At 42.6% G+C, this 26,432-nt stretch carries 33 protein-coding genes and 1 tRNA gene; 28 read left to right on the forward strand and 6 right to left on the reverse strand.

Going from position 1 to position 26,432, the window contains the following annotated elements; all coding sequences use genetic code 11:
- The 9 genes from U5K72_02760 (at window position 1) to U5K72_02800 (ending at window position 7,258) form a co-directional block, all read left to right on the forward strand.
- Entirely contained in the window at window positions 1-342 is a 342-nt protein-coding gene (locus U5K72_02760; GenBank protein ID MDZ7717727.1) for a hypothetical protein, read from the forward strand.
- A 5-nt stretch (window positions 343-347) separates the two neighbouring features.
- Window positions 348-2,027, forward strand: a complete 1,680-nt coding sequence (locus U5K72_02765; protein ID MDZ7717728.1) for a ribulokinase — start codon at window positions 348-350, stop codon at window positions 2,025-2,027.
- Window positions 2,028-2,032: 5 nt separating this feature from the next.
- Entirely contained in the window at window positions 2,033-2,224 is a 192-nt protein-coding gene (locus tag U5K72_02770) for a class II aldolase/adducin family protein (protein ID MDZ7717729.1), read from the forward strand.
- Complete coding sequence (araD, locus tag U5K72_02775) at window positions 2,205-2,735, forward strand: L-ribulose-5-phosphate 4-epimerase AraD (GenBank protein MDZ7717730.1); 531 nt, start codon at window positions 2,205-2,207, stop codon at window positions 2,733-2,735. Before U5K72_02770 ends, araD begins: the two co-directional genes overlap by 20 nt.
- Window positions 2,736-2,762: 27 nt before the next feature.
- A complete protein-coding gene (locus tag U5K72_02780) occupies window positions 2,763-3,899 on the forward strand; it encodes a hypothetical protein (GenBank protein MDZ7717731.1) in 1,137 nt (378 codons plus the stop codon).
- On the forward strand, window positions 3,892-4,170 hold the full coding sequence (locus tag U5K72_02785) for a hypothetical protein (protein MDZ7717732.1): 279 nt from the start codon (window positions 3,892-3,894) through the stop codon (window positions 4,168-4,170). Before U5K72_02780 ends, U5K72_02785 begins: the two co-directional genes overlap by 8 nt.
- 146 nt (window positions 4,171-4,316) lie before the next feature.
- Window positions 4,317-6,071 (forward strand): sodium:solute symporter, encoded by a 1,755-nt coding sequence (locus U5K72_02790; GenBank protein MDZ7717733.1) that lies wholly within the window; start codon window positions 4,317-4,319, stop codon window positions 6,069-6,071.
- 460 nt (window positions 6,072-6,531) lie between these two features.
- The gene (locus U5K72_02795; GenBank protein MDZ7717734.1) at window positions 6,532-6,753 is read left to right on the forward strand and encodes a cold shock domain-containing protein; all 222 of its coding nucleotides are present in this window, start codon (window positions 6,532-6,534) and stop codon (window positions 6,751-6,753) included.
- Between the two features lie 286 nt (window positions 6,754-7,039).
- Window positions 7,040-7,258 carry a cold shock domain-containing protein gene (locus U5K72_02800; protein ID MDZ7717735.1) on the forward strand — a complete coding sequence of 73 codons (219 nt, stop codon included), beginning with the start codon at window positions 7,040-7,042 and terminating at the stop codon, window positions 7,256-7,258.
- Between the two features lie 109 nt (window positions 7,259-7,367).
- Here U5K72_02800 and U5K72_02805 read toward each other — a convergent pair whose 3' ends face one another.
- The 3 genes from U5K72_02805 to U5K72_02815 form a co-directional block, all read right to left on the reverse strand.
- Complete coding sequence (locus U5K72_02805) at window positions 7,368-7,736, reverse strand: hypothetical protein (protein ID MDZ7717736.1); 369 nt, start codon at window positions 7,734-7,736, stop codon at window positions 7,368-7,370.
- A gap of 149 nt (window positions 7,737-7,885) precedes the next feature.
- Complete coding sequence (locus tag U5K72_02810; GenBank protein ID MDZ7717737.1) at window positions 7,886-8,692, reverse strand: anti-sigma factor; 807 nt, start codon at window positions 8,690-8,692, stop codon at window positions 7,886-7,888.
- The gene (locus U5K72_02815) at window positions 8,689-9,297 is read right to left on the reverse strand and encodes a sigma-70 family RNA polymerase sigma factor (GenBank protein ID MDZ7717738.1); all 609 of its coding nucleotides are present in this window, start codon (window positions 9,295-9,297) and stop codon (window positions 8,689-8,691) included. The genes U5K72_02810 and U5K72_02815 overlap by 4 nt, the downstream gene beginning before the upstream one ends.
- A gap of 361 nt (window positions 9,298-9,658) precedes the next feature.
- Between U5K72_02815 and U5K72_02820 the strand changes: the two genes are divergently transcribed.
- The 6 genes from U5K72_02820 (at window position 9,659) to U5K72_02845 (ending at window position 15,341) form a co-directional block, all read left to right on the forward strand.
- A complete protein-coding gene (locus tag U5K72_02820; GenBank protein ID MDZ7717739.1) occupies window positions 9,659-10,498 on the forward strand; it encodes an enoyl-ACP reductase in 840 nt (279 codons plus the stop codon).
- Between the two features lie 62 nt (window positions 10,499-10,560).
- On the forward strand, window positions 10,561-11,133 hold the full coding sequence (ruvC, locus tag U5K72_02825) for a crossover junction endodeoxyribonuclease RuvC (protein ID MDZ7717740.1): 573 nt from the start codon (window positions 10,561-10,563) through the stop codon (window positions 11,131-11,133).
- Window positions 11,134-11,494: 361 nt separating this feature from the next.
- Window positions 11,495-12,085 (forward strand): Holliday junction branch migration protein RuvA, encoded by a 591-nt coding sequence (gene ruvA / locus U5K72_02830; GenBank protein ID MDZ7717741.1) that lies wholly within the window; start codon window positions 11,495-11,497, stop codon window positions 12,083-12,085.
- Between the two features lie 85 nt (window positions 12,086-12,170).
- Window positions 12,171-12,848 carry a response regulator transcription factor gene (locus U5K72_02835; GenBank protein MDZ7717742.1) on the forward strand — a complete coding sequence of 226 codons (678 nt, stop codon included), beginning with the start codon at window positions 12,171-12,173 and terminating at the stop codon, window positions 12,846-12,848.
- Entirely contained in the window at window positions 12,845-13,927 is a 1,083-nt protein-coding gene (locus tag U5K72_02840; GenBank protein MDZ7717743.1) for an ATP-binding protein, read from the forward strand. Before U5K72_02835 ends, U5K72_02840 begins: the two co-directional genes overlap by 4 nt.
- A 337-nt stretch (window positions 13,928-14,264) precedes the next feature.
- Window positions 14,265-15,341 carry a mannose-1-phosphate guanylyltransferase gene (locus U5K72_02845; protein ID MDZ7717744.1) on the forward strand — a complete coding sequence of 359 codons (1,077 nt, stop codon included), beginning with the start codon at window positions 14,265-14,267 and terminating at the stop codon, window positions 15,339-15,341.
- 278 nt (window positions 15,342-15,619) lie between these two features.
- On the opposite strand, the gene U5K72_02850 is transcribed toward U5K72_02845, so the two are convergent.
- The 3 genes from U5K72_02850 to U5K72_02860 are packed head-to-tail and all read right to left on the reverse strand — an operon-like array spanning window position 15,620 to window position 17,347.
- The gene (locus U5K72_02850; GenBank protein ID MDZ7717745.1) at window positions 15,620-16,378 is read right to left on the reverse strand and encodes an MBL fold metallo-hydrolase; all 759 of its coding nucleotides are present in this window, start codon (window positions 16,376-16,378) and stop codon (window positions 15,620-15,622) included.
- Between the two features lie 21 nt (window positions 16,379-16,399).
- The gene (locus U5K72_02855) at window positions 16,400-16,687 is read right to left on the reverse strand and encodes a hypothetical protein (protein ID MDZ7717746.1); all 288 of its coding nucleotides are present in this window, start codon (window positions 16,685-16,687) and stop codon (window positions 16,400-16,402) included.
- Between the two features lie 3 nt (window positions 16,688-16,690).
- Entirely contained in the window at window positions 16,691-17,347 is a 657-nt protein-coding gene (locus U5K72_02860) for a hypothetical protein (protein ID MDZ7717747.1), read from the reverse strand.
- A gap of 183 nt (window positions 17,348-17,530) precedes the next feature.
- Here U5K72_02860 and U5K72_02865 point away from each other — a divergent pair, with 183 nt between their 5' ends.
- The 13 genes from U5K72_02865 to U5K72_02925 all read left to right on the forward strand — a co-directional run bounded on the left by U5K72_02865 (window position 17,531) and on the right by U5K72_02925 (window position 26,429).
- Window positions 17,531-18,031, forward strand: a complete 501-nt coding sequence (locus U5K72_02865; GenBank protein ID MDZ7717748.1) for a glutathione peroxidase — start codon at window positions 17,531-17,533, stop codon at window positions 18,029-18,031.
- Between the two features lie 371 nt (window positions 18,032-18,402).
- Window positions 18,403-18,476: transfer RNA gene (locus tag U5K72_02870), tRNA-Asp, on the forward strand.
- 57 nt (window positions 18,477-18,533) lie between these two features.
- Window positions 18,534-18,806 (forward strand): GIY-YIG nuclease family protein, encoded by a 273-nt coding sequence (locus tag U5K72_02875; GenBank protein ID MDZ7717749.1) that lies wholly within the window; start codon window positions 18,534-18,536, stop codon window positions 18,804-18,806.
- A gap of 390 nt (window positions 18,807-19,196) precedes the next feature.
- Entirely contained in the window at window positions 19,197-20,549 is a 1,353-nt protein-coding gene (locus U5K72_02880; protein MDZ7717750.1) for a class I SAM-dependent DNA methyltransferase, read from the forward strand.
- A 773-nt stretch (window positions 20,550-21,322) separates the two neighbouring features.
- A complete protein-coding gene (locus U5K72_02885; GenBank protein MDZ7717751.1) occupies window positions 21,323-21,562 on the forward strand; it encodes a hypothetical protein in 240 nt (79 codons plus the stop codon).
- 12 nt (window positions 21,563-21,574) lie between these two features.
- Window positions 21,575-21,880, forward strand: a complete 306-nt coding sequence (locus tag U5K72_02890) for a hypothetical protein (protein MDZ7717752.1) — start codon at window positions 21,575-21,577, stop codon at window positions 21,878-21,880.
- A 4-nt stretch (window positions 21,881-21,884) separates the two neighbouring features.
- On the forward strand, window positions 21,885-22,286 hold the full coding sequence (locus U5K72_02895) for a hypothetical protein (protein ID MDZ7717753.1): 402 nt from the start codon (window positions 21,885-21,887) through the stop codon (window positions 22,284-22,286).
- Window positions 22,231-22,644, forward strand: a complete 414-nt coding sequence (locus U5K72_02900) for a hypothetical protein (GenBank protein ID MDZ7717754.1) — start codon at window positions 22,231-22,233, stop codon at window positions 22,642-22,644. The genes U5K72_02895 and U5K72_02900 overlap by 56 nt, the downstream gene beginning before the upstream one ends.
- A 245-nt stretch (window positions 22,645-22,889) precedes the next feature.
- Window positions 22,890-23,534, forward strand: coding sequence for a hypothetical protein (locus tag U5K72_02905; protein ID MDZ7717755.1), 645 nt, complete (start codon window positions 22,890-22,892; stop codon window positions 23,532-23,534).
- 606 nt (window positions 23,535-24,140) lie between these two features.
- A complete protein-coding gene (locus tag U5K72_02910) occupies window positions 24,141-24,734 on the forward strand; it encodes a hypothetical protein (protein MDZ7717756.1) in 594 nt (197 codons plus the stop codon).
- Window positions 24,653-24,832, forward strand: coding sequence for a DUF433 domain-containing protein (locus U5K72_02915; GenBank protein ID MDZ7717757.1), 180 nt, complete (start codon window positions 24,653-24,655; stop codon window positions 24,830-24,832). The genes U5K72_02910 and U5K72_02915 overlap by 82 nt, the downstream gene beginning before the upstream one ends.
- Window positions 24,829-25,134 (forward strand): hypothetical protein, encoded by a 306-nt coding sequence (locus U5K72_02920; GenBank protein MDZ7717758.1) that lies wholly within the window; start codon window positions 24,829-24,831, stop codon window positions 25,132-25,134. The genes U5K72_02915 and U5K72_02920 overlap by 4 nt, the downstream gene beginning before the upstream one ends.
- 209 nt (window positions 25,135-25,343) lie before the next feature.
- On the forward strand, window positions 25,344-26,429 hold the full coding sequence (locus U5K72_02925; protein MDZ7717759.1) for a Fic family protein: 1,086 nt from the start codon (window positions 25,344-25,346) through the stop codon (window positions 26,427-26,429).
- Window positions 26,430-26,432 lie beyond the last annotated feature (3 nt).

Consider the following 26,432-nt stretch of genomic DNA (forward strand, 5'->3'; position numbering starts at 1 on the left):
TTGCCGGATCTGATTTTTGATCATCATAAAATGGTAGATGCAGCCAAAGCCCGGCTTCGGCATAAGGCAGCAACACAACCTGTTGGATTTGAACTGCTGCCGGAAAAATTTACACTGCCGGAACTCCAGCAGTTGTATGAATCGATCTATGAAACGGAATTGGACAAACGAAATTTTCGGCGACGAATTCTTTCGATGGATGTTCTTGAAAAGACGAATGAGAAACAGAAGAAATTTTCAAAAAAAGGAGCCTATCTATACAGGTTCGACAACAAAAAATTTGAAAAACAAAAGGCAGATGAAAATGGTGCCGCGTTAAGTTTTAAACCACCAAAAGTGTGACAGGAATGAGTTCAGCCAAAACAAAATATGTAATTGGGGTTGACTTCGGGACGGATTCAGTTCGGTCAGTGCTCATCAGTACCGGCGGGAAATATATCGGGGATGCCGTTCATTATTATAGCCGCTGGAAAGAGGGGTTATATTGCGATGCGTCAGCGAATCAATTCCGCCAGCACCCGCTCGATTACCTGGAAGGATTGACGGAGACGATTACTCAGGTTTTGGATAAAGCGGGCGATGAAATCAGAAAAAATGTAATAGCTATTTCGGCTGATACAACCGGCTCAACTCCGGTAGCTGTCAATAAACAGGGAACGCCTTTGGCATTGACTGAAGGATTTGAAGAGAATCCCAACGCAATGTTCATTCTCTGGAAAGATCATACAGCGATTAAAGAAGCTGAAGAGATCAATGAACTGGCGGCAAATTGGGAGATCGATTATACAAAATATGTGGGTGGTGTGTACTCCTCCGAATGGTTCTGGGCAAAAATTTTACATACGCTTCGTGTGGATGAAAAAGTAAGGCAAAGTGCCTGGAGCTGGGTAGAACATTGCGACTGGATTCCTTTCGAGCTAACCGGCGGAGATGATATCACAAATATGAGAAGAAGCCGTTGCGCAGCCGGACATAAAGCGATGTGGCATGAAGAGTTTAATGGTTTGCCAGGCCAGGATTTTTTAAGTGAATTGGATCCGCTGCTGGATGGAATTCGAAGTCGCATGTTTAAGGATACATACACCGCTGATCAGCCTGTCGGTACACTTTCTAAAGAATGGGCAAAGAAACTTCGACTTAGTGAACAAGTTGTGGTGGGCGTGGGCGCATTCGATGCCCACATGGGTGCCGTAGGTGGAGAGATAGAACCCTATTACCTGAGCAAGGTAATGGGCACCTCCACTTGCGACATGCTCATTGCTCCGCACGAAGATATGGAAGGAAAGCTCATAAAAGGAATTTGCGGACAGGTTGACGGATCTGTTGTTCCCGGAATGATGGGGCTCGAAGCCGGTCAGTCTGCGTTTGGGGATGTGTATGCGTGGTTCAAAGAAATTCTTCTCTGGCCGGTTCAAAACAGCCGGGTGATTGATGATGAAACCAGGCAAAAGCTACTCGATGAGCTGGATGATTCATTAATTCAAGAATTGGAAAAAGCCGCTTCAGAAAATCTCACCGTTGATAATGATAAATACCTTGTTGCGCTGGACTGGCTCAACGGCCGCCGTACTCCGGATGCCAATCAAAATCTAACCTCAGCCATTGAAGGGATGAATCTTGGAACCACCGCGCCGGATATGTACCGGGCATTGGTTGAATCGACCTGTTTCGGTGCGAAAGCGATTGTGAATCGATTTGAGGAGGAAGGGATTCCAATTAAAGGAATTATCGGGATGGGAGGTGTGGCGAAGAAATCTGCTTATGTGATGCAGATGTTAAGCGATGTGCTCAATATGCCGATTAATATTGTAAAATCGGATCAAGCGGTTGCGTTAGGAGCAGCGATGTTTGGCGCAACGGCCGCAGGAATTTTTTCGAGTGTTGAAGAAGCTGTTGAAGCGATGGGAGCAGGTTTTGAAAAAACGTATGAGCCGAATCCCAAAATGGTTGATCACTATCGCGAAAAGTATGAGAGTTATCAGTCTCTGGCTCAAACAGTAGAAGAAAGAATCGCTAACAAAAAATAGGTAAAATGGGCAAATACGATTCCATCAAACAGGCCGCCTACGATGCCAATATGCAGATTGACGAATTGGGATTGGTTCTGTTTACCTTTGGTAATGTCAGTGCTGCCGATCGGGATGAAGAAGTGTTTGCCATCAAACCAAGCGGTGTTCCGTATGCGGATTTAACGCCGGATAAAGATGGTGATTGTAGATTTTGATGCGAATGTGGTTGAAGGCGATCTTCGTCCCTCATCTGACACAAAAACTCACGCCGTTCTCTACAAACACTGGCCTGAAATTGGCGGAATTGCCCACACGCATTCCACTTATGCAACGGCTTGGGCTCAGTCTCTGAAAGATATCCCGATTCTTGGTACCACCCATGCCGATCACCTGACGGTAGATGTTCCTTGTGCTCCGCCAATGGCCGATGAGATGATCGAAGGAAATTATGAACACCAAACGGGATTCCAGATTCTGAATCTGTTTGAGGAGCGAAATCTATCCTACAAAGAAGTAGAGATGATGTTGGTGGGAAATCACGCACCGTTTACCTGGGGTGATTCGGCCGGAAAAGCGGTTTATAATAGTGCCGTTTTGGAACAGTTGGCCGAGATGGCGTTCCTCAGTTTACAGATCGATCCGGATGTTTCGCGCATGAAGGATTCGCTCATCAAAAAACATTACGACCGCAAGCACGGCGATGACGCCTATTACGGCCAGGAATAATTATGAACCTTTGATAAGAATTCGATTATGACAACCATCCAAAAAAGAAAACCCAAAATTGGATTGCTGGGCATCATGCAGGAACTGTATGATAAGTCGCTGCCGGGGATTACCGAGCGGCAGGAAAAGTATGCCCGCAAGGTGTGTGAACAGTTGGCCGATGTGGCTGATTTTGATTTCCCGAGAGCCGCCCGAAACCGTGATGATATTGAAGAGATCCTGGGAGATTTCAATCACAAAGGGTTGGATGGGGTGATGATTGTGATGCTGACCTACGGTCCGGCCATGCGAACGGTTCGAGCTCTTCAAAAGAATAATCTGCCGATTCTCTTAGCCAATATTCAGCCCGAACCGGAAGTGACCACCGATTGGGATATGGCCGATCTGACCTACAACCAGGGAATTCACGGCGCGCAGGATATGGCGAATGCGATCATCCGAACTCATGGGGACAATTTTGAAGTGATCTCTGCTAACTGGAAAAGTGAAGAATTTAAAGAGCATGTAGGCAATTGGGCGAAAGCGGCACAAACGGCAGCCGCTTTGAAGAGAATGAGAATCGCGGCTATTGGTAAGATGCATGGAATGGGCGATACACTTTCGGATGAAGCGGCTTTCACACGAGTGATCGGACCGGAAGTGAACCGAGAATATATCGGGGAGATCTACCGGTTGATGGAAGCGGTGAGTGATGAGGAAATTGATGAGCGTGTTATGATTGAGCAAAACCGGTTTGATGTGGATGATGATATGCCGGAGAAGAATTTGCGGTATGCCGTCCGGATGTATCTCGGATTCAGGAAGTTTTTGGAAGAGTATAATTACCAGGGATTTTCCGCTCATTTCGACACGTTTAAAGGCGACGGCCGGTTTGAACAGATCAATATGCTGGCCGCATCGAACCTGATGGCGGAAGGCTACGGGTATGCCGCCGAAGGCGATACCAACACGGCGAGCATGGTTGCGGCAGGGCATGTTCTGGAAGACGATGCACACTTTCACAGAAATGTATGCGATGGATTTCAAACGAGAATCCATGTTGATGAGTCATATGGGCGAAGGAAATTGGAAAGTAGCCCGAAAAGACAAACCCATTCGCCTCGCAAATCGGGTTTTGGGAATTGGAGATCTGGAAAATCCGCCCACGACCGTTTTTATGGCTGAACCGGGTCCGGCTACCATCGTTTCATTAGTTCATTTGGTTGGTGAAGAGTTCCGGCTTGTGGTTGCTTATGGAGATGTTCTCGATACCAAAGAATATCCAACGATTGAGATGCCTTATTTCCATTTTAAACCGGAAAGTGGTTTAAGGGATTGCAATGATGGTTGGCTGAAAAATGGAGGAACACATCACCAGGTTATGCATCTCGGTGATCAGAGAAAGAAATGGAAAATGCTGTGTAATATTTTGGGAATTGATTATAAAGAAGTCTGATAAAGAACCTGCCAGAGTCCGAGAGGTCCTGGCAGAGTTCTGGACAGAAATCCCGCGACTCTTGCAGGATCCCGAAAAAAACATCGGGAACTCTGCCAGGTCGCTGAAAGAGAAGAAATTCAACGAATACTTAATCAGAAAAAACTATGGGAACACTCGCTGTTATTGATTGGGTTGTAATCGCTGCCTATTTCCTTGTGATTCTGGGAATTGCCTGGTGGGTCATCAAACAAAAAACCGACACTACAGATGATTTTTTCCTCGCCGGCCGACATTTAGGATGGTTTATCGTGGGAACATCGATTTTTGCTTCGAACATCGGCTCAGAACACCTCGTTGGCCTATCAGGTTCAGGAGCCACCGATGGCGTTGCACTTGCCCATTATGAGTTGCATGCCTGGTGTTTGTTGATATTGGCTTGGGTGATGATTCCCTTCTACATCCGCTCAAAAGTATTTACCATGCCTGAATTTTTGGAACGGCGCTTTTCTCCGCTTGCAAGAACTCTGCTTTCCAGTGTTTCATTGATTGGGTATGTACTTACAAAAATTGCTGTAGGTATATTTGCCGGAGGCGTGGTAATGAGTGTCCTGATTCCGGAACTGAATTTTATGGGATTAAATAGTTTCTGGATTGGTTCGATATTGGTCATCATCTTTACTGGAATTTATACGGCTCTTGGAGGTCTTCGTGCAGTTGCATATACAGAAGCTGTTCAGGCGGTTGTGCTTGTTCTTGGTTCTCTCTTTGTATTGTTCTATGGGTTACAGGCCGTTGGCGGCTGGGCGCAACTCGTAGATATTGTTGGTCCGGAAATGTTCAATCTTTGGAAACCACTGGTTCCCGACGGAGTGGCCAGTACATGGGCGCCGGTTAATACGGGTGAGGAAATGGCGTGGTATTTTAATGACCAATATCCATGGCTGGGAATGCTTTTTGCCGCACCAATTGTGGGTTTATGGTACTGGACCACTGACCAATATATCGTTCAAAGAGCCTTGGGTGCACCAAATGAAGAGCAAGCCCGGCGAGGGAGTATTTTTGCAGCATTTCTCAAACTGTTTCCTGTTTTCATCTTCATCATTCCGGGAATAATTGCATTTGCATTGGCCAAATCGGGACATATTGCCGAGATGCAGCAATACATGATCGGAGCGGATGGTGAAGTGATTCGTGAAAATGCCCAGGCCGCTTTTCCTCTGATGGTGGCACACATTTTACCTGTGGGGATCCGGGGTTTGGTTGTTGCCAGTTTACTTGCGGCATTGATGAGTTCGTTAGCGGGTGTTTTTCACGCTTCGTCCACTCTGTTTACCATGGATCTTTACAACAAATTGAAACCCAATACGTCCGACAAGGAGCTGGTCTGGGTGGGAAGAGTGGCCGTCATCGCGATGATTATTATTGGCTTGCTCTGGATTCCGGTTATACAGGGAAGCCGTGGCTTGTATGATTACCTGCAAAATATTCAATCGTATTTGGCTCCACCCATTTTCGTGGTATTTTTCATGGGGATTTTTAACAGCCGTTTGAACAAACAGGGCTGTCTGACGGCTTTGATTGTTGGAATTGTATTGGGTCTCTTTCGATTGGCCGTGGATACACCAGCATTTTTGATGGAAGATTTTGCCTATACCGAAGGGTCATTCTTATGGATCATTAATAATATATTCTTCCAGTATTACAGTTTGGGAATGTTTTTGATCTGTATTGCTGTGATGGTTGGAGTGAGTTACGCAACCTCAGCACCAGATAGAGAAAAGATCTCTGGACTTACGTATCAAACATTGACGGAAGAGGACAAGAAAGAATCCCGCGCAAGCTGGACCTGGAAAGATGTGGTCAGTTCGGTGGTATTAATGGCGATTATTGTTGTGATTTATCTTTATTTCCGGGGTTGATAAATTGAGACGTATAAAATTTTTCTCGAGTGATTCAGGGAAAAGACTTGAGTTTGCTCAATTCCTGAGTGTTACAAACTACTTTTTGTAAGATTGATCCATTTTAGTTGTTACGTACTATATCATGATCAGAGTAATCAATTGAAAAACTCCCGGTGTAAAGCAAAGCCACATATCTGTTTTTAAACTTTTCAGAACTATTGGTTTTTAAAATAGAGCAGGCATTAGCAATCACTATAGATGGAAAAAAGCTTAACGTTCGTAAAACGTGCAACCTAATACTTTCCAAAATTATCAGTTTACATTCTGCAAAAAACCCCTTAGTTTTATAATTCAATTTAATTCACACCTACGGCAGGTGTAAAGTAATCTTCTCTGAAACGATTTTGGTAACGCAATTCCTTTTAGCACGGATGAACGCCTGAACGTACGTGTAGTAACTTTATACTATTACAATACTATTATGCCACAACAAGGAAAAGTAAAATTTTTTGACACACAAAAAGGATTTGGATTCATCAAGCCGGACGACGGTGGAAAAGATATTTTTGTTCACAGAAACAATATTCCCAATCTTGGACCCAACCAAGGGTTAGAAGATGACGAAAGCGTAGAATTTGAGGTTGAAGATACCCCGAAAGGACCCAGCGCAGTAAATGTAGAGAGCCTGGACTACGTATAAACATTCGGATTCAATACTATAAAAATTAAGCCGTTCCAATTTTTGGAACGGCTTTTTTATTTTAGACAAGGTATTCAAACTCTTTCCCGGATGGAGAAACGCTTATTTCAATCAATTTAAACTATTAGTAGGTATTCTCCTTAAAGCCCCGTATTATAATAATTCAATTTAATTCACACTTACAAGAGGGTTGATAGTAATCTTCTCTGAAATGATTTGGTATTACAATTCTTTTTAGCCAGGATGAACAACCGTATGTACGTGTATAAAACTCTACATTATTATTATGTCACAACAAGGAAAAGTTAAATTCTTTGACAAAACAAAAGGCTTTGGATTTATTAAGCCCGATGAAGGCGGAAAAGATATTTTTGTTCACAGAAACAATATCCCGGATCTCGGACCTAATCAAGGGTTGGAAGATGGTGAAAAGGTAGAATTCGATGTTGAAGATTCTCCCAAAGGCCCTAGCGCTGTAAACGTCAAGAGTTTGGATTACGAATAAATATTCGAATTCAATACCTGTTTATAAATGAAAGCCGCATCTGTTCAGTTGCGGCTTTTTTTATACAAAAAATTTACTCAAAATCATCCGGAAGCTGATTCAGTAAACTCTAAACGGATATGTCTTCAATATCTAACGAGGCTTGTTTGTAGTCGGTAAGCAGGCTTGCAATGATAATAATGGCACCCATCGCGATATAAAAGGTGCGAGCTGTTTCATTAAATCCCAAAATAAAGGGCAGAAGAAGCACGAGAGGGCCCACAACTGTTTCAATCCAGCCGTGTGTTTTAATTGGAATGAGTTTGGCAAAACCCAGGGAGAAATCGGTGAGAATGGTCATCAAGAGGTGGATTGCCCCTAAAATATAGGAGAAAATTGCAGATAATCCTTCAAGGCCTAAAAGAAGAGGGGCTATAAGGAAAATAGCTACTGTCAGATAATCCAAATAACCGTGAAATCGCGGTGTAAGTATTTTCATCTTTATACCTCTTTTGATTTTTTGGACATTCTTTATAAATAATTCTGAAGTATTTCTGAGATCTTACAACCAATACGACCTTATTAGATCGATTAAGAAAACTTCAATCTTTAACAGTTGGATACGTTTAGAGTTTCCTACACAAACTCTTACTGTTGCTCACCAAGTAAGAACATATCACCGGTAGGTTGAGGAACTCCACCCTTCGGTTCAAGGGTTACCGCAAATGTATTAGATTCCTCCGAAGGCTCTTCATTCAGTTTTTCAACACGGAAAAACAAGTCAGTAGATGGCTGCTCAAAATTAAAAACACCGGCGCTAATTGGATTCTGACCCGCTTTAATCAACCAGAGTTGGTAATCTTTGTTTTGCGGAGGTGCAGGCAAATTAGCCAGTTGCAAAATGGCTTCACCCTGGTTGGGATCCCAGATAATTTTTCCATAACCTTCGGGGCTTGGATCCAAGCCATTCATATTCACAAGTGTAACTTCCCGTCCGGACAGAACGGTTAAAAGCTGTTCCTGACGATCAAGTTGACTCTGTAGTTCAGAAATTTGTGATTGTTGAGAATCAACAGTTTCAGACAGATCAAATGTAATGTATACAAAAGTCAGGGAAGCAATAAGCAGGATTGCTGCAGCCGCCCGGTATGCCCATATCGGTATTATGTTTGTAGAACCGGATCTGTTTTCAGCCTCATCAGGTTGTTGTTTTTCAGGCTTATCCGTGATGGCTGCCATAATATCCTCTTCAACGTGCGGCGAAGGTGATATTGGTTCAGAAGCAAGAGCCAGTTCATCGCGAATTTCCATCATCTCCTCAAACAGTTGAATCTGTTCGGGAGTGGCATTGCGCAGCATCTTCTCAAACTGGCGGTTCTCCTCATCCGTCAGTGCATCCAGCACATAGCCGGCACAGAGAGCTTCAAAGTCGTTATGTTGTTCTTGTTCTGTCATTGTTGATCGTCGGGTACAAGCATGTCGCGGAGTTTTATCATTCCCTGGCGCATCCGGTATTTAACAGTACCAAGGGGAATGTCCAGCTTATCTGATATTTCAGACTGGCTCATCCCATTAAAATAGGAGACATACAATACTTTTCGTTCTTTTTCACTTAGCTGATTGAGTGCACTGCGCACTATTTTTGCACGTTCCGTAAGTTCCATCTGCTCATGTGGATTGTTGAACTCACCCTCAAGCGTTAACGTAAAATCGTTGATAATGTGATCTTCTTTTTCTGAATCTTTGTACGCTCTTGAACGGGTTCTGTCAATTGCCTTGTTGCGTGCCATTGTTACTAAGAATGTATACACTTTTCCTCTCGAGGCATCAAATTGATCGGCCTTCTCCCATGCCTGGGTAAAGACTTCCTGCAGGCAATCTTCAGCTTCTTCCCGGTTTTTCAAAATGGAGACAATGAGCCCGAACAGAAGATTTTTATACTTATTATATAAAAGCTTCATAGCGGTTGTATCCCCATTTTGAATTTGTTGCATCCATTCCTCATCCTTTGTGGAATGTTTTGCAAAAGCGATAAAAGTTACCAGCCAGTAGAGGATCACTTGCTATCTATATATACGTAGTGAATGTATGTCCCGGATTGGGATTAATTTACACATTGAATCTAACATAAACGAAGTTGACATTTCTCCCAACTATTAAATTGAAATTTTTGAAAATTACATGATTAAAAAACCACCAACTCTATCAGAGGGCTTTGCAAAACCGTGGTTACTGGTCAATCTGAACTCGATTCAGATTCTCCATTCGTCTTTATAGCCAGTATCTGGAGATCCTGAATCAAGTTCAGGATGACGGTCAGAGTTTTGCAAAGCCTTCTATCACATATTTTCAATTTCGATGTGATGCCCGAAGGTGTTATTTTCAAATTAATTAACTAATAACCTTCAAATAGCTTAATGAATGTCTGAAGAAAAAGGATACGGATTACTAAAAGGGAAGAAAGGAATTATTTTTGGAGCTCTTGACGAACGAAGTATTGCATGGAGAATTGCGTTAGCTTGTAAGCGTGAGGGAGCAGATTTCGTTTTGTCAAACGCACCCATTGCTTTGCGCCTTGGTGCGCTTGATGAACTGGGTGACAAAACAAATTCCAAAATTTTGCCTTGTGATGTAAGCAAAGAGGAAGATGTAGAAACCCTGATGAACGACACGAAGGAAGAGTTGGGTAGTGTGGATTTTATTCTGCACGCCATTGGCATGTCACCCAATATCCGAAAGAAAATAGAGTATAAAGACCTGAACTATGAATGGTTCAATCAAACATTGGATATTTCGGCAATATCGCTCCATAAGATTCTACATTATGCAGATAAAACCGGCCTGTTGAACGACGGGGGCAGTGTGGTTGCCCTCACCTATATTGGGGCGCATCGCATTTTTTCAAAATATTCTGATATGAATGATGCCAAGGCTCTTCTTGAAAGTATCGCCAGGAATTACGGAAGCCGTCTTGCGGAGCGTGGAATTCGGGTGAATACCATTTCCCAGGCACCAACGAAAACATCCGCCGGTACCGGAATTAAAGGATTTGACGGCATGTTCACCTTTGCCGATAAAATTGCACCGCTTGGAAATCCCAGTGCGGATGAATGCGCAGACTACTGCGTAACTCTCTTTTCCGATCTGACCCGTAAAGTAACGATGCAAAATCTCTATCACGATGGTGGTTTTGTAACTTCAGGCATTTCCGAAGAGATGATTGACGGGCTTGTGAAGCTTTATGCGGAAGATGATGAATAATGAACACCGAATATCTAATGATGAATATCGAAGGGACTTTGTAATTCGATATTTCCGGTTTTATGGCTAAAAAAATTCTCGGTATCGATCCCGGTTCCCGAGCAACGGGTTATGCTGTGCTTGTTCAGGAGAATACATCCTATTCGGTTGAGGTTTGTGATGTCCTCCGGATGGCTAACATGGATAGTCATAATGACCGGCTTCAATACATCTTTGATGAAATCACGAAGCTGATCAAAAAACATAATCCGGATGAATGTGCTGTAGAAACACCGGTTTACGGAGTTGATCCGCTGGCAATGTTAAAACTCGGACGGGCACAAGCCGCCGCAATTTTGGCGATTACCAACCAGGGACTACTGGTGGCAGAGTACTATCCCAAAATGGTGAAGAAAGCCATTACCGGGAATGGAAATGCCAGCAAACAGCAGGTTGCATTTATGCTGGACAAAATGGTGAAGATGCCGGAAGGAAAATTATCGCAGGATGCCACGGATGCTCTTTCAGTAGCGTGGTGCCATTTTACCCATGCCGACAGGAATTCTGCTCAAACGGGATCAAAAAAGATGCACCAAAACAACAGTAAATCCAGTTGGGCACAATTTGTGCAGGATAATCCTGACCGGGTGAAATAAAACAGATAGCGCGAGCGTCTCGCTCGTGCTTGCAGTAGGGGGCACAAGCGAGACGCTTGCGCCATCTCGTGAAATAGAATTCCCTTTCGAAGGGGAAAGAATCAACAAAGTTGATTTAGGGGGGATGATCCTTGCTACAGCTGTGAACACCCCTCTGAGCTTCTCAAGAACTTTTGAGAAGCTCTGTCTCCCCTGGAAGGGAGATAATGGAAAAATGTAGTTGGTGCCCCGAAACGTTGGGGTGCCCTTCATTACAGGAATACGAGCACGAGCGAGACGCTCGCGCTATCCTGAAATTTTAATGATAATCCCATGGGATCGTTCGTTGACTCCATGGCTGATTCAAATCAATCAAAAAAATATGATCGCTTATCTTAACGGAATACTTCAACAGAAAACAGAAGATGAGTGTATCATTGATGTGAATGGAGTTGGATATCGTGTGGAGATATCAACTCAAACATTAGAAACGCTACCGGAATCGGGTGAAAAATTGAAGCTCCTGATTTACCATCACATTACTGATAATGATCAGCGGCTTTTTGGTTTTGCATCCAATAAAGAGAAGAATTTATTTGAGAGATTGATAACAGTAAAGGGAATCGGCCCAAAATTGGGATTAACAACTTTATCAGGAATGCCGGCACCGGCGCTGATGGAGGCCATTGTAACGCAGGATATTAAAGCTCTTTCTACAATTTCAGGAATTGGGAAGAAAACGGCAGAGAGAATGGTTTTGGAATTGAAAGATAAGTTATTTGATGAATCTCAGCCCTCTGTTGTATCCGGTTCAACAGAAACCAGAAGTAAACGCGAAGAAGCAACTTCAGCCCTGGAAGCCCTGGGTTTTTCAAAGAATAAGGCGGTTAAAACGGTCAATCAAATTTCCGGCAAGAATCCTAAAGCTACAGTCTCACAAATAGTAAAAGAGGCATTGGCAACATTAAAATGATAATATTGTCTTAATCTTTGTTCGTTATCTTTAATCAGTGAAGCCGTTAGTTTATTACCGAATCGAAATTAAATACTGACATATTTTGTCTAAACAAACTATTCTTGTAGTCGACGATGAACAGGACCTGCTGGATCTTATTGAATACAATCTTCGTCAAGAGGGTTATGATGTTATAAAAGCCGATAACGGCAAAGATGGTATTCAAATGGCCAAAGAGCATATGCCCGACCTGGTGCTCCTCGATATCATGATGCCCCAAATGGATGGTATTGAAGTATGCGACAGAATGCGGGAGGACTCAACACTGTCGCACATTCCCATCATTTTTCTAACCGCCCGGAGTGATGAAAAAACGGAGATTGAAGGGCTCAACAAAGGTGCAGATGATTTTATCACAAAGCCAATCAGTACGACTAAACTGGTATCAAGAATTAAAGCTGTGCTGCGTCGTTTTGACGAAACGGAGGAGAAAGTACAGAAACTGAGTGTACACGATCTTGAAATTGATAAGGATCGATACATCGTAACTCGCGGCGATGAGGAGTTTCAGCTCCCCAGAAAGGAGTTCGAACTTCTTTATTACCTGGCCAGCAAAAGAGGGAAAGTACGCGACCGGCAAACGCTGCTCAATAAGGTTTGGGGAGATAATATCTATGTTGTGGATCGCACTGTGGATGTACACGTAAGAAAAATCAGAGAAAAACTCGGAGATCATTATATTGAGACTGTAAAAGGTGTCGGTTACAGGTTTAAAGAATGAGCTCCTCTGATACAAAAAAAAGAATACTTTCCTCCATATCGATCAGAACGGCGTTTCCGTCAGCTCTGATTTTAGCTTCTTTTGTTGCTGTTGCTCTTTATGCAATTACTACTATTTCCCTTATACAGATTGCGGGCGTAAGTGCGGGCCTTTTTGCACTCAGTTTTTTGATTGTCTATTTGATTTCGGCTCGTCTGCACAAGCAACGAATTGAAACCCTTTATAAGGTCGTTAAGAATATTCCCCGAAAAAAGTTCAAAGATTATGACGGTGAGCCCGAAATTGTAAAAGATGAACTGGATCTGTTGATGCAGCGATCCATCCGTGCCAGCGATACCGTTAGCAAGGAGCTTACCCGCCTTAATAAAATTGAGAACTATAGGAAAGAGTTTATCGGGGATATTTCTCATGAACTGAAAACGCCTATTTTTGCAATACAGGGCTTTATCGAAACTCTGTTAAATGGGGCCATTCATGATGAAAACGTCAACGAAGTATTTCTGAAAAAAACGATGAGAAATGTGAATCGCCTCATATATCTCACGAATGATCTGATGGAAATTTCACGGCTGGAGACGGGAGAACTGAAATCAAATATTAAAGATCTGTATTTGAGGGATGTGGTTCTGGATGTGGTTGAGAGTCTTCAGTATAAAGCGCAGAAAGAGAACATAGAGATTCGGGTGAAAGATTTTGACAAAAACATCCAGGTGCGGGCGGATCGGAACCAGGTAAAGCAGGTGCTTATCAACCTGATTGAAAATGGGATGAAATACAACAAACCCGGCGGATATGTTGAGATTGGCGTGACTGATTATAAAAAGAATAAAAATAAGCTGCTTCTGTATGTGAAGGATACAGGAATCGGTATTGAGAAGGAGGACCTGAAACGGGTAACCGAACGATTTTTTCGGGTCGACAAATCACGATCCCGGGAAAAGGGTGGAACCGGTCTTGGGCTTGCTATCGTAAAACACATTGTGGAAGCGCATGGAGAAAAACTTTTCATAGATAGTTCGCCTGAAGAGGGCTCGACCTTCAGTATTACATTGACGCAGACAAATCCCGTTTTGGTTTGATTCGGTTTTGCCTACCTTTCAAGCATCTCAATTTTGTATTGAGCTGGAGCATAAATTTGTAAGGATCTGTTCTGTGAATACTCGTAAATAACGTACGTTCGAGATAAAAACTCTGAATTTGAATGTTAAAAGTGTGGCTTCCTAAAATGGATGTGAGAAAGACCACCAAAATCAATTCTGTCATGCCGGACCCCGATCCGGTATCCCCGAGCTTGATGAAGAAGAGGAGATTCTGAATCAAGTTCAGAATGACATCCATTTTGGAGAGCCACAAACTTTTCCACTAAATTTTTATTTTGAATTCCGGTTAAATAGGTGAATCAAAAATAATTCAATAATGGTATATGCAGTTATTATGGCGGGAGGAGCGGGAACGCGCTTTTGGCCGAAAAGCAGGGAGTCGAATCCTAAACAATTTTTAAATCTCTTTGGTGAGACATCTATGATCCAGAAAACCGTCGAAAGGTTGGATGGATTTGTGGATGGGGAACAGGTAGTGGTGGTTACCAATCAGGATTATGTTTCACTTGTCCAGAGTCAGCTTTCTTCCGTTGAACCGATTCACATTATCGGTGAACCGGTGGCCCGAAATACAGCTCCTTGTATCGCTTCTGCAGCGGCGTTATTGAATAAAAAAGATCCTGAATCCGTAATGATTGTACTTCCTGCTGATCATGTTATTGGTAAACCGGAAGAGTTCAAGAGAGTTCTAAATACGGCTGTTGAGACGGCAAAAACTCAAGATAGCCTGGTTACAATTGGCATCAAACCAAACCGCCCGGAAACTGGATATGGCTATATTCATCGTTCGGAGGAGACTGTAGTAGAGGGGTTTTCACATCCTGTGTACCGGGTTCAAAAATTTACCGAGAAACCGAATATCGAGAAAGCAACAGAGTTTTTTGAATCCGGTGATTACCTGTGGAACAGTGGAATTTTTATCTGGAAGACGAGTACTATTTTAGAAGCATTTAAAAATCATCTCCCGGAGATTTTTACTCAAGCAGAAAAGCTGAAAGAATCAGATTTTACGAAAGAAGATGTCCGAGAATTTTATGAATCCTGCCCGTCGATCTCTATCGATTATGGAATCATGGAAAAGGCCGACAAAGTTCACGTAATTCCGGGCGACTTTGACTGGAATGACGTGGGAAGCTGGACAGCTGTCCATGAGCTGTCAGATAAAGATTCGGAAGAAAATGCTACTGTGAAGGGAAAAACATTATATGTAAACTCATCCGGAAACTATGTGTCCACAAATGGCAAAAAACTGGTCGCTTTTGCCGGTGTGGATAATGTAGCCCTCGTAGAAACGGATGACGCTATCCTGGTTGTAAACCTGGATCAAGCCCAGGATGTAAAAGAGGTAGTGGAAGAGTTGAAGAAAGACGAAGAGATGAGGAAGTATCTTTGAAGAAGTACAACGGGCAGCCTGCCCGTTACTTTGCCCTTTTGATTCAACTGCTGCTTAGTGTATTGGAAAAAACGTCAATCCACATTTATTACAAGAGGGCTTTGCAAAACCGTGGTTATTGGTCAATCTGAACTCGATTCAGATTCTCCATTCGTCTTTATAGCCAGTATCTGGAGATCCTGAATCAAGTTCAGGATGACGGTCAGAGTTTTGCAAAGCCTTCTACAAGAGATAATGAATTTAGGTTTTGAGGTGCCGGACAGGCTGTCCGGCGTACATCAAATCTCAATCTCAAGCTGATCATAGGCTAATCGAACATGTTCAGGTAGTTTTTTATTACTGTCCGCGTGATTGACGTATGAATTCATATGTATTAAGTATGTTTTTGGAGCGCCAATCTCATTTGCAATTTCAACAGCTTCAGGGATTGTGAGATGAGTTGGATGCTCGGGACCCCATCTCAATCCGCTCAATACGAGAACTTTGCTTCCCTTGATTTTTTCCTTCGTGGAATCGGGTATCTCTTTTACATCTGTCATGTATGAAAAATCATTAACACGGTATCCAAGAACGTCAATATGCCCATGATTGTAGGGAAGGGGAGTGATGGTGAGATCTTTGAACGATTCCGTGTTGTCAATCAGATCCAAATCCAGAGATGTTGAACCGGGGTATTTATTCTCGCCAAACATGTAATTAAAACGCATTTTTATGGAATCAATAACTTGCTGAGAACTTAGAAGCGGTATCGGGGCTTGTTGTGCGTAGTTAAAAGATCGAAGATCATCCAGGCCCGCAATGTGATCCATATGCTCGTGAGTAATCAGCACGAGATCAATCTGCCTTATATTGGATCGAATTGTTTGAATGCGGAACTCCGGTCCTACATCAATCACAACTGAAGATTCTTCTGTTTGCAACCACACCGAACAGCGTGTACGTTGATTTCTTGGATCATTTCCAATCTTTTCGCGTCCAAATCCGCCGGCTACAGGAACTCCCATGGATGTACCGGTTCCAAGAAATGTACATTTCATCAGTTATGAATGTTCTTTTTTTTAAGATTCATCTTCAATCTGGTCAAACTTCTCCAGTCTTTCCCAAATCTTATTAAGTTCTTTACGCACTGCAGGTTTAATATAGAGGGTATCAGGACCAATATGATCAATCACCCTGGCCAGGATAACAGTTTGCGATTCCACCGGCCGGTTTTTGTTAATTACCACCAATTTCTCTCCCTCTATGATGCATTGATCTCCTTTAAAGGTTCCGCGCTCTTTACGAATGGTAAATCCACCCCGTTCACATAAACTTTCAAGTTCAAGCAGCAGCTTTTCAATTTTCATAAATTAAAATGCATATCCGATGGTTACAGAGTGCGAAGTATAATCATAATCATTCAAATTCCCCTCAATTCTGTAGGTTCTGTAATCGAAGTGGTACCCAAAAGATAAAGCGTTTGAACCGAACAAATCATCAATAAACAGAAGTCCTTTTCCATCAAACCGAAAAAGGTTTCCTCCAAATAGTGAACCCTGTGAAAAACTAAATCCATAATTTGGAGTGGCTTTGATATTAAAGCTAATTCGATCCCCCAGGGAAAAGAAAGTTGATACTCCCGTTCCAAGTGAAAGTGAACTTTGCAAAAACTCAGCTTCTGAACGGTTTTGCTGCACTTGTTTTAGGTCTGAAGTAATCTGCAATGGAGCTAACAGCATAAAAGATTCCGACCGAATCAACGGAAAACTGTTAAAAAGACGCCCGCTAACGTTTACATAGGATGTATTATCCATGCCGGTTAACGAGCCCCCAAAACCGAGGCTGAGGTCCAGTCCCTGGCTCTCGAAACGGAAACGGAGAATGCTATCATTAAAATCGAGCCGTTCCTCTTCTGTTGCTCCCTGGCCTGCATAGGAAAAATCGCCCACTTCCCAGCTTGCACCAATCATGGTAAAAAGATTAATACCCCGATCTTGTTCCGGCTCGTCCTCATCTATTGAAAACATCTGGGCCTCGACCGTGATGGGTAAAAGCATGTAAATTGTAAAAAGCAGAGTAGGGAAGTAAAAAAATTTCGAATAATTTTTCATCGTTGGAATGATATGATACCAAAATGTAGTTAAGCCTAAAAATAGATGGAACGTCTTATGAAAACAATATTTCTGATACTAACTTCGATTTCTTTTTTAATGACATTAACTGAACGAACAGAAACAGTATACCAATATGAATTAAATTCAATTGATGGCGAAAACATTTCGCTGTCTGATTACGAGGGCGATCTCTTGCTGATTGTAAATACAGCCTCGGAGTGTGGATTCACACCCCAGTATGAAGGGCTGCAGGAGTTGTACGAAACATATTCCGACCAAGGTTTTAAAATACTGGGTTTCCCGGCAAATAATTTTGGCGGACAGGAACCCGGCTCAGATGAAGAAATTGCCCGGTTCTGCCAAGCCAATTATGGGGTTACATTCCCAATGTTTTCTAAGATCTCTGTGAAGGGTGAGGATCAACACCCGCTGTTTGCGTACCTGACCGATGCAAAAAATCCTGATTTTACAGGAGAGATTTCGTGGAATTTTGAAAAATTTTTGGTTGATCGGAACGGAAATGTAGTGAGAAGATTTAAGAGTAAAGTAGAACCAATGAGTGAAGAGTTAACAAGCGCTATCTCAAATAATTTGTAAACAGGTTTTCCTTACATACATCCCATCCCGATAAAGGGCTTCGGTTGATCCCGGAGCCCTTATTTTTTATTTGAAATTGTATTGACTTCGTACTCATAAGGTCTTTATATTTCAGTCTGTCAAAAAATTGACATATTGATTTATTGGTCCGGTAGTTCAGCTGGTTATCCGTCGGCTGACGGATCCCTTCGGGGGAACGCCTGTCCCGACGGCTCGGGAAGGTCACGAGTTCGATGACCGGATGATTTTTGAGAGAAGATATTTGACATATTGGTCCGGTAGTTCAGCTGGTTAGAACGCCTGTCCCGACGGCTCGGGAAGGTCACGAGTTCGATGACCGGATGATTTTTGAGAGAAGAAGTTGACATATTGGTCCGGTAGTTCAGTTGGTTAGAACGCCTGCCTGTCACGCAGGAGGTCGAGGGTTCGAGTCCCTTCCGGATCGCTTTGAAGGTTGCTCAATGTAAAATTGGGCAGCCTTTTTTCATTTAAAGAGGGTTAAATGCACTATCTGTACATTTTATACAGCAAAGAGATCGATCAATATTACACGGGCCAAACAAAGAACGTGGAAAAGAGAGTTAGAAAGCATAATAAAGGTCATTCTGTTGCAACGAAACGTGGAGTTCCCTGGAAATTAAAGAAAGCAGTAGAGTTTGAAACCAAAACTGAAGCTATACAAGCTGAGAACTGGATTAAGAAAATGAAAAGTAGAAGGATAATTGAACAAGTTATTGGTGATGAGATTGATTTAAAAGAAATTATCAATGGGTAGAACGCCTGTCCCCGAGGCCGTCGGGAAGGTCGAGGGTTCGAGTCCCTTCCGGATTGCTTTCCGTAAAGCCTTGTGATGCATATATTTATAGCGTTACAAGACTTTTTATTTCTGTATATTTTCTCTCCCATCTCATTCGGTTACAAGGTGGTTACAAGGCAATTGTAATTGACCCGCCCATTTAGAGGCAAATTTTCAAAGCGCTTTATTTGTGCTAATCTCCCAATCGAAGAGGCCCTAGAGCTATCTTTTTTGAAATTGCAGCATTCGTTCAGAAGAATGAAAATTCGTTTCGACATTCCTTAAAGAATTTATAAAAGGTTGTTGGGAAAGCTGGCTATTCTTTATGATTCAGATCCCTGAACGCATTACGAATGGTCAGCAATGTTCATGCTGATCAATTCATTCATTCGTAACTCAACAATCCAACCATGCTCACAGGCGAACTACGAAACAAAGTCGATAAAATCTGGGAAACGCTTCTGGACGGCGGGGATTTCCAATCCGTTAACGGTCATCGAGCAGCTGACCTACCTGCTGTTCATCAAAGGGCTGGATGACCAGCAACTGCGGGAGGAGAAGAAAGCCGAACGAACCGGGGAACCGATTGAAAATCCGACGTTCGGGCCGGACGATGAACACCTCCGCTGGCACAACCTGAAACAACTGGACCCGGAGACTCTGTTTGAACGAATACGCGATGAGGTGTTTCCTTTCATCAAAGAGCTGGGCGGGAAGAACGGCAGCACGTTTCGGAAGCATATGGAAGATGCCATGTTCCTGTTTCCGAAGCCGTCAACCCTGGCGCGGGTGGTGGAGCTGCTGGACCAGATGGAGTTGCGGAACCGCGACACCAAAGGAGATATGTACGAATATATGCTTTCCAAGCTGAGTGTGGCGGGACAGAACGGGCAGTTCCGAACGCCGCGGCATATCATCAATATGATGGTGGAGCTGATGCAGCCCAAACCGCTGGAGGATGTGGCTGACCTGGCTTGCGGTACGGCCGGATTTTTGGTGGCTGTTGGTGAGTATATGCGAAACAACCACGCGAAAGCGATGGTGGATGACAAAGCTCGAAAACATTTCCAAACCGAGATGTTTACCGGCTACGATTTTGACCACTCCATGCTTCGCATCGGGAATATGAATATGGTGATGCACGGTTTTGACGGGGCCACGATTGATTACAAGGATTCCCTCTCCAGCGAAAGTGGAGAATTGCGCGAGCAGTTTGATTTAGTCCTTGCCAATCCGCCGTTTAAGGGAAGCCTCGATTATGACAGCGTGGCCAGCGACCTGCTGCAAACGGTAAAGACCAAGAAAACCGAACTGCTGTTCATTGCGCTGTTTTTGCGGGCGCTGAAAGTGGGCGGACGCGCAGCCGTGGTGGTGCCGGACGGCGTTCTGTTCGGAAGCTCCAAAGCGCACAGGGAGATCCGGCGCATTTTGGTGGAAGAGCAGCAGCTCAACGCGGTGATCTCCATGCCGAGCGGTGTGTTTAAACCGTATGCCGGAGTGAGCACGGCGGTGATTATCTTCACCAAAACCAATTCGGGCGGCACGGAAAACGTCTGGTTTTACGATATGAAAGCCGACGGCTACTCGCTGGATGACAAGCGCGACAAGATTGAGGATAACGACATTCCCGACATCATTGAACGCTACCACAACCTGGTACGAGGAAGCCGAGCCGCAAGCGAACCGACAAAAGCTTCCTGGTACCCAAAGAGGAGATTGTAAACGAGAAGTACGACCTCTCCATTAACCGCTACAAAGAGATTGAATACGAAGAGGTGGAGTACGACTCTCCCAAAACCATTATTAACGGAAAAGAGGGTCAGCCGGGACTGCGGCAGCTTGCTGAAGAGCGACTTCGAATTCTGGATGAGTTGGAGGGGATGGTTTGAGAGAAGTTTCACTAACCTGAAATATGCAGAGAATGGGAAGTCGGTAAAACACCATCACGAAAAGATCGAATACTATTAGATGGCAGTATACCTTGTAGCTAAATGCAGGCTGATCTGAATAACGGAGTATTGTTACAGAAGCTGAAGACTATATTACTGAAAAAAGACTTAGAGATCTATTCAGCAAAGTAAATTGCACAGTAAAGGTTACTTTATTGGTTGCAATGTACGGAGCAACTGCTGGAAAAGTAGGTTTGCTATGAATTTGATAGGTTCAATTTGAACCAGGTCGATCATGCTTTATAAGACCAGACGGAAAGAGTCTGATGTCAAGTATTTATACTATTATCTTTATGTGAAGAATTTCAGAGACTAGTTGATAAGACGTGAAGGTAGTGCAGGACAACCAAACGTATAGTCACAACGATTCTAAAAAGTTTAGACAATTCCCCTCCCAGCTCTCGACGAACAAAAAGCCATCGTTGCGAAGCTGGACCGGGCGCAAGCGGCTAATCGACATCGATAAAGAGATATTGGCCAAATACGACGAACTGATCCAAAGCGTGTTTTTGGAGATGTTTGGGGATCCGGTTACGAGTCCGAAGGGTGGGTAAACTTCCATTCAAAAAAATTGCAGAAATTGATAAGGAGTCATTTGATCCTACAGATTTTGAAGGAAGTGTGAAGTATGTTGGATTAAATAGCATTGTCGAAAATTCAGGTAAAATAATAGATGTAGAAACGATTACAGAAGGTGATGTTAAGAGTAATAAATACAAATTCTCACCTGAACATATTTTGTATGGGGAAATTGCGTCCCTATTTGAACAAAGTAGCCTTTCCTGATTTTCATGGAGTATGCAGGTACTGACATTTTGCCCATGCAAAGCGGAGGAAGGAATTTCAACAAAGACATTTATTGGGTATCTATTAAAAACTAAGGAGTTTGTAAATTATGCTGATAAAAATGCTTCAGGAGCTAATCTTCCAGAATTAAGTCCTAAAATGATAAAGAGGTTTGAAGCAGTTCGTCCACCATTGGACTTACAGAAGCAGTTTGATGAATTTGTGGGGAGAGTTAATTCAGAGAAGCAAAGAACAGTGAATTCTTCAAAAAAATCAGAAGCGTTGTTTTTGTCGTTAGTGCAGGAGGCGTTTGGGTAATAACATGGTATTCGAAAAGCCGGAAATATTCTACAAAGTTTTTCCCTATAAATACTGGCTCTATAAAGCTGAGGTGCTTTATAAAATGATTGAGGGCGATAGTCTGGAATATCATGATGGAGACGGTAACCTTGAAGCTTTAGGTGGGAGTGAAAAGGAGTTTGTGCTGATGTTGAAGTATGAACTTCATTTCACTTATTATCATCAGGCAGAGGCTTTGTTTGAGCTGATTTTTGCTCTTGAAAATGTTGTGAGTGATAGCAAGTATATCTGGCTTGAAATGAGCCAATATAAGTCCGGGGACATGCGTCGGTTCGCAGAAAAAATTAAACGGCTTGCAAAAGGGAGCGATGAGTTACGAGGTAAAAATAAACTTGACGGACGGGCGAGATATTTCATTCTATGAATGGCTGATCTTCGATACCTTTGCACCTAAAATTGATAAGAGTGAGGAACAGGTTAAATTATCTACAGAAAAGGCAGATGAGATTATTCAATTTGCTGCCGAAGATCTGGCAGATAAAAAGGAGTACAATGCATTTAAACATGGAATGAGAATTCTGCATCTTTTTGACAATTTTAGCATAAAGGATAAAGAGAAGAACAAGTTTGATTTTAAGTTCGATCTGAAAAATAGTTTTACATATGTGAACTACCCAAAAGACAAGCAAAGAAGTGACGGTAAAGCAGGTGATGTTCAGGCTGTAACTGAAGGATACAATCCGAAACAGGATCTTTTGAAAATAAAGCTCATCACATACTAATGAGTGGAATAATCGAGATCAGAAAAATGAGATTTTTTGGAAATGGCAGGTTTATAGAATTCGAGGAATTTGACATAATTAAAAAGCTGAATGAGCTAAGACCTCAAACAGAGCATATTACCTACACACTTCATTCAAAATCTGAAAATGATGATTGATTTGAAGGTAAAATCAGAAGTGCTAATTTAGTCATTGTTGCAGGAGGGGTTTAGGTGCGCTATTTCAATTAAAAATTTCAAATTATCATGAGTAGAGCTCCAAGAACACTTGATCTATCGGATGATGAGGTAAAAGTTGCACAAGAAGTGTTTCAAAAATTTAACCAATCAAACTTAGAAGCGAAAAGATTATTCGATTTATTCAAAGAATGGCAGACATTAAAAACTCGATCACTTAAAAGGTTTGTGCTGTCTTTATCCTTTCTATTGACGATTTCATGGTTGATTAATGTTGATATCACGGATATAAAACCTTTGGGGATAAACGTTTCAGGGGCGGATGAAACTCTGTTTCTTATTTCGTTGCTTATAATTCACGTGGTAACATTTATTTATTATCGAGTTCAAAGGTCAATTGATCTAAATGTTAATGAAGCTGAAATAAGTTTATTTGAAGAAGAATTAAGTCAATTTATAGAACTATCGGACTTCATTGACGAAATCATAAAAGAAGGTAGAGCGAAATCACTTAGAGATTTAATGAATGATGTACATGGTAGTATTAGACTTTCAGGGAGAATGCCAAAAGTACAGGATGTTTATAACGCAGTTATATTCTTCAAAAATAGACTTAGGCAAGAACAGGCTAAAAAGAAATGGACTGAGAAAATTGAAACTATCTCAATTTACGCTTTGTCAATTGCTGACATATCGATCATAATATCATTTTGAATAGATGAGTTCACTTAAAGATAAAGAGAGTAGAAGAAAGCGAGGCCAGAGACAAACTCGCCAAGTGTTCGCCGCGAATGGTGCCAGGGGGAGTTCGGCTGGGCGGGCGGTGAAGGGTATGGCGCTACTTCGTGGCCGGATGCCCGCCCGTTTCCACCATTGCCCTGTCATCTCGACCGAGAGCGCAAGCGGAGTGGAGAGATCTCCCTTTGGAAGGCAATGAGTCTGAACAGGGAGATCTCTCGACTTCGTCCCGCCAGAAAGGCACTGTCGGGACTTCGCTCGAGATGACAGTGCGTTGCTTTTTCATGGGCGGCGTATCAGGTTTGGTGGCTTGCGGGGTTTTGTGCGACGCCGCCAAGAGAGTAAATTCCCATTACGGCGGGCGATGGGTAACTTTGATCTGCATTGGAATTTGATGCCCGCCGCTTTTTCCTACACGTTCCCTGTCATTCCGAGCGAGCGGAGCGAGTCGAATCTCCCTGAAGAAGGCTGTGAATCGAACAAGGAGATCCCTCGATTTCGACCAACAGACAATAGATAGTATGTGTAATACGTGTAAAATTATTTTCGTTATATTCAAATAAGCCAAAACAAACTTCTGTTATGACCACTGATTTCGCAGCCATAAAACCACAATTCAGGAAAAGGGATCTATTCCATCCCGGACGCCGCGGCTATTTTAAATATGCCGATGGGGTAAAGTCGCGGCGGTGGATAAAAAAATACTGGGAATTGGAATTTTTACAAGACGTTGAAGACGGATATACCTGGGGTGAAAGCCGGGAAAAAGCTTTTTATTTTCTAACGCTTATCGAAATAATAGCCGTCGACTCCTTTCGGGAGATTGGAGTAAGCTTTCCAAAAATTAAGTTGGCACACGCTAAACTTTCTGAGACGCTGGAAACCAAATATCCATTTGCCCACGCCGAATTAATGACCGACGGCAAGCGCATTTTCTTCACTGAATTGTTAGATACTTCATTATCAGAAGTGGACGAAAAACAACAGTTATCATTTAACAAACTGGTGGCTCCCTACTCCGCAAAAAAATCGACTTCCAGGATAAATCTCATCTTGCTGAACGCTTCTGGCCGCTGGGCAAAGATCATCAAATCGTGGTCGATCCGCATCACAGCTTTGGTCAGCCGGTTATCAAAGGGACAAATACTACAGTTGAAACCATTTACAGTATGCTGAATGCCGGTGAATCACCGGAGTTCATCGCAACGGTGTACGAAATTGATCAAAAAGAAGTAGAAGACGTCCGTTTGTTTATGAAGCGAATGGCTGCATGAAATTCTACTTTGATGAGAATATCACTCCTCAAATTGCAAAAGCCCTGGCTATTCTCCAGGAACCAAGGCCGGTAAATGTAGAATATTTACTATCAAAGACGCTTTTGGGCCAGGGAACTCCCGATGAAGAGTGGATACCCAAAGTTGCGGAGGAAGATGGCGTTGTGATTACTCAGGATTTCAATATCCAACGAACCAGGCATCAAAGAGAACTTTATCGGCAGTATGGCCTTGGTGTTGTTTTCTTAAAACCTCCCAAAAAGAGCCGTTTTGGTTATTGGGATATTGTTAACAAGCTCTGAAGCTTGGCCGGAGATCAAAAAGATTGCCAAAAGAGAGAAAAAGCCGTTTGCTTACGTTATAAGACCAAGATCTAAAAGTTGGAAGCATTGTAGGTTATCTGTCGTGTAAAGAAAGTTACATTAATTTGGTATGTCCTTCTTTTATGCAAAGAAATTTGGAATTTTTTTACATATACTGTCTGATATGTAAAAATATAAGCTATTTTTTTATGTCAGATGAACCGAAAGAGTGGGAATGGAGTCCGCTTCCACCTGAAATAGAGTTGGAAACACCCGAGGTGCTCAAGAAAGCCCTGGAAGCTCAGCGGTATTTGTCGGAGCTAAAAGGCATTTCTCAAACCATTCCCAATCAGGGCATTTTGTTAAACACGTTGCCTGTCCGGGAAGCCAAAGATTCCTCTGAAATCGAAAATATTGTTACCACCAGCGATGCTCTTTATAAAGCGGATGTAGAAAAGGAGAAGAAAATTGACCAGACTACCAAAGAGGTTCAACGATATGCCTTTGCGCTGCATGAAGGATATAGCCGGGTGTTAAAAGATGGCCTGATTACAATCAAGGATATTCTTGCCATTCAGGAGCGTTTGGAGGATAACGATGCCGGCCTGCGTTCTCTTCCGGGAACGACGTTAGCCAATCCTTCAACAGGTGAAATTGTATTCAAGCCGCCACAGCACAAAGACATTATAATCGATGCCCTGAAAAACCTGGAAACCTATATCAATGACGATTCAATATCGAACGTACATCCGCTTATAAAAATGGCGGTTATTCATTTTCAGTTTGAGAGTATCCATCCATTTTATGATGGAAACGGCAGGACGGGCCGTATCATCAATATGCTGTACCTGGTTCAAAAAAACCTGTTAAACATTCCTGTTCTCTACCTGAGTCGATATATCGTTCAAACAAAACCGGATTATTATGAGTTATTGCAAAAAGTCCGAACAGATCAGGATTGGGAAAGCTGGATTTTGTATATGCTTGAAGGGGTGGCCCAAACCTCAAAGGGAACCATCGAGGATATCATCAATATCCGGGAGCAGATGATGCAGGCCAAGCATCAAATTCGAAAGCAGTTTTCATTTTACAGCCAGGATCTGATCAACCACATTTTCAGGCATCCCTATACAAAGATCAATCACCTCAAAGAGGATTTAAGGGTCAGTCGACCAACGGCAACCAAATATTTGGATGAACTCTCAGATGCCGGTTTTTTAGATAAGGTTAAACAAGGAAGAGACAATTATTATATTAACAGTAAGCTATTGGTAGTGTTAACGGGGAAAAAGTAGAGA

Source organism: Balneolaceae bacterium (genome assembly GCA_034521495.1).
Taxonomy (GTDB): domain Bacteria; phylum Bacteroidota; class Rhodothermia; order Balneolales; family Balneolaceae; genus Rhodohalobacter.

Coding starts and splice junctions, on each gene's coding strand:
- U5K72_02765 (MDZ7717728.1), top strand. CDS start 348: ATGAGTTCAGCCAAAACAAAATATGTAATTGGGGTTGACTTCGGGACG.
- U5K72_02770 (MDZ7717729.1), top strand. CDS start 2,033: ATGGGCAAATACGATTCCATCAAACAGGCCGCCTACGATGCCAATATG.
- araD (MDZ7717730.1), top strand. CDS start 2,205: ATGGTGATTGTAGATTTTGATGCGAATGTGGTTGAAGGCGATCTTCGT.
- U5K72_02780 (MDZ7717731.1), top strand. CDS start 2,763: ATGACAACCATCCAAAAAAGAAAACCCAAAATTGGATTGCTGGGCATC.
- U5K72_02785 (MDZ7717732.1), top strand. CDS start 3,892: ATGGCTGAACCGGGTCCGGCTACCATCGTTTCATTAGTTCATTTGGTT.
- U5K72_02790 (MDZ7717733.1), top strand. CDS start 4,317: ATGGGAACACTCGCTGTTATTGATTGGGTTGTAATCGCTGCCTATTTC.
- U5K72_02800 (MDZ7717735.1), top strand. CDS start 7,040: ATGTCACAACAAGGAAAAGTTAAATTCTTTGACAAAACAAAAGGCTTT.
- U5K72_02805 (MDZ7717736.1), bottom strand. CDS start 7,736: ATGAAAATACTTACACCGCGATTTCACGGTTATTTGGATTATCTGACA.
- U5K72_02810 (MDZ7717737.1), bottom strand. CDS start 8,692: ATGACAGAACAAGAACAACATAACGACTTTGAAGCTCTCTGTGCCGGC.
- U5K72_02820 (MDZ7717739.1), top strand. CDS start 9,659: ATGTCTGAAGAAAAAGGATACGGATTACTAAAAGGGAAGAAAGGAATT.
- ruvC (MDZ7717740.1), top strand. CDS start 10,561: ATGGCTAAAAAAATTCTCGGTATCGATCCCGGTTCCCGAGCAACGGGT.
- ruvA (MDZ7717741.1), top strand. CDS start 11,495: ATGATCGCTTATCTTAACGGAATACTTCAACAGAAAACAGAAGATGAG.
- U5K72_02840 (MDZ7717743.1), top strand. CDS start 12,845: ATGAGCTCCTCTGATACAAAAAAAAGAATACTTTCCTCCATATCGATC.
- U5K72_02845 (MDZ7717744.1), top strand. CDS start 14,265: ATGGTATATGCAGTTATTATGGCGGGAGGAGCGGGAACGCGCTTTTGG.
- U5K72_02850 (MDZ7717745.1), bottom strand. CDS start 16,378: ATGAAATGTACATTTCTTGGAACCGGTACATCCATGGGAGTTCCTGTA.
- U5K72_02855 (MDZ7717746.1), bottom strand. CDS start 16,687: ATGAAAATTGAAAAGCTGCTGCTTGAACTTGAAAGTTTATGTGAACGG.
- U5K72_02860 (MDZ7717747.1), bottom strand. CDS start 17,347: ATGTTTTCAATAGATGAGGACGAGCCGGAACAAGATCGGGGTATTAAT.
- U5K72_02865 (MDZ7717748.1), top strand. CDS start 17,531: ATGACATTAACTGAACGAACAGAAACAGTATACCAATATGAATTAAAT.
- U5K72_02875 (MDZ7717749.1), top strand. CDS start 18,534: ATGCACTATCTGTACATTTTATACAGCAAAGAGATCGATCAATATTAC.
- U5K72_02880 (MDZ7717750.1), top strand. CDS start 19,197: ATGCTGATCAATTCATTCATTCGTAACTCAACAATCCAACCATGCTCA.
- U5K72_02890 (MDZ7717752.1), top strand. CDS start 21,575: ATGCAGGTACTGACATTTTGCCCATGCAAAGCGGAGGAAGGAATTTCA.
- U5K72_02895 (MDZ7717753.1), top strand. CDS start 21,885: ATGGTATTCGAAAAGCCGGAAATATTCTACAAAGTTTTTCCCTATAAA.
- U5K72_02900 (MDZ7717754.1), top strand. CDS start 22,231: ATGAGTTACGAGGTAAAAATAAACTTGACGGACGGGCGAGATATTTCA.
- U5K72_02905 (MDZ7717755.1), top strand. CDS start 22,890: ATGAGTAGAGCTCCAAGAACACTTGATCTATCGGATGATGAGGTAAAA.
- U5K72_02910 (MDZ7717756.1), top strand. CDS start 24,141: ATGACCACTGATTTCGCAGCCATAAAACCACAATTCAGGAAAAGGGAT.
- U5K72_02920 (MDZ7717758.1), top strand. CDS start 24,829: ATGAAATTCTACTTTGATGAGAATATCACTCCTCAAATTGCAAAAGCC.
- U5K72_02925 (MDZ7717759.1), top strand. CDS start 25,344: ATGTCAGATGAACCGAAAGAGTGGGAATGGAGTCCGCTTCCACCTGAA.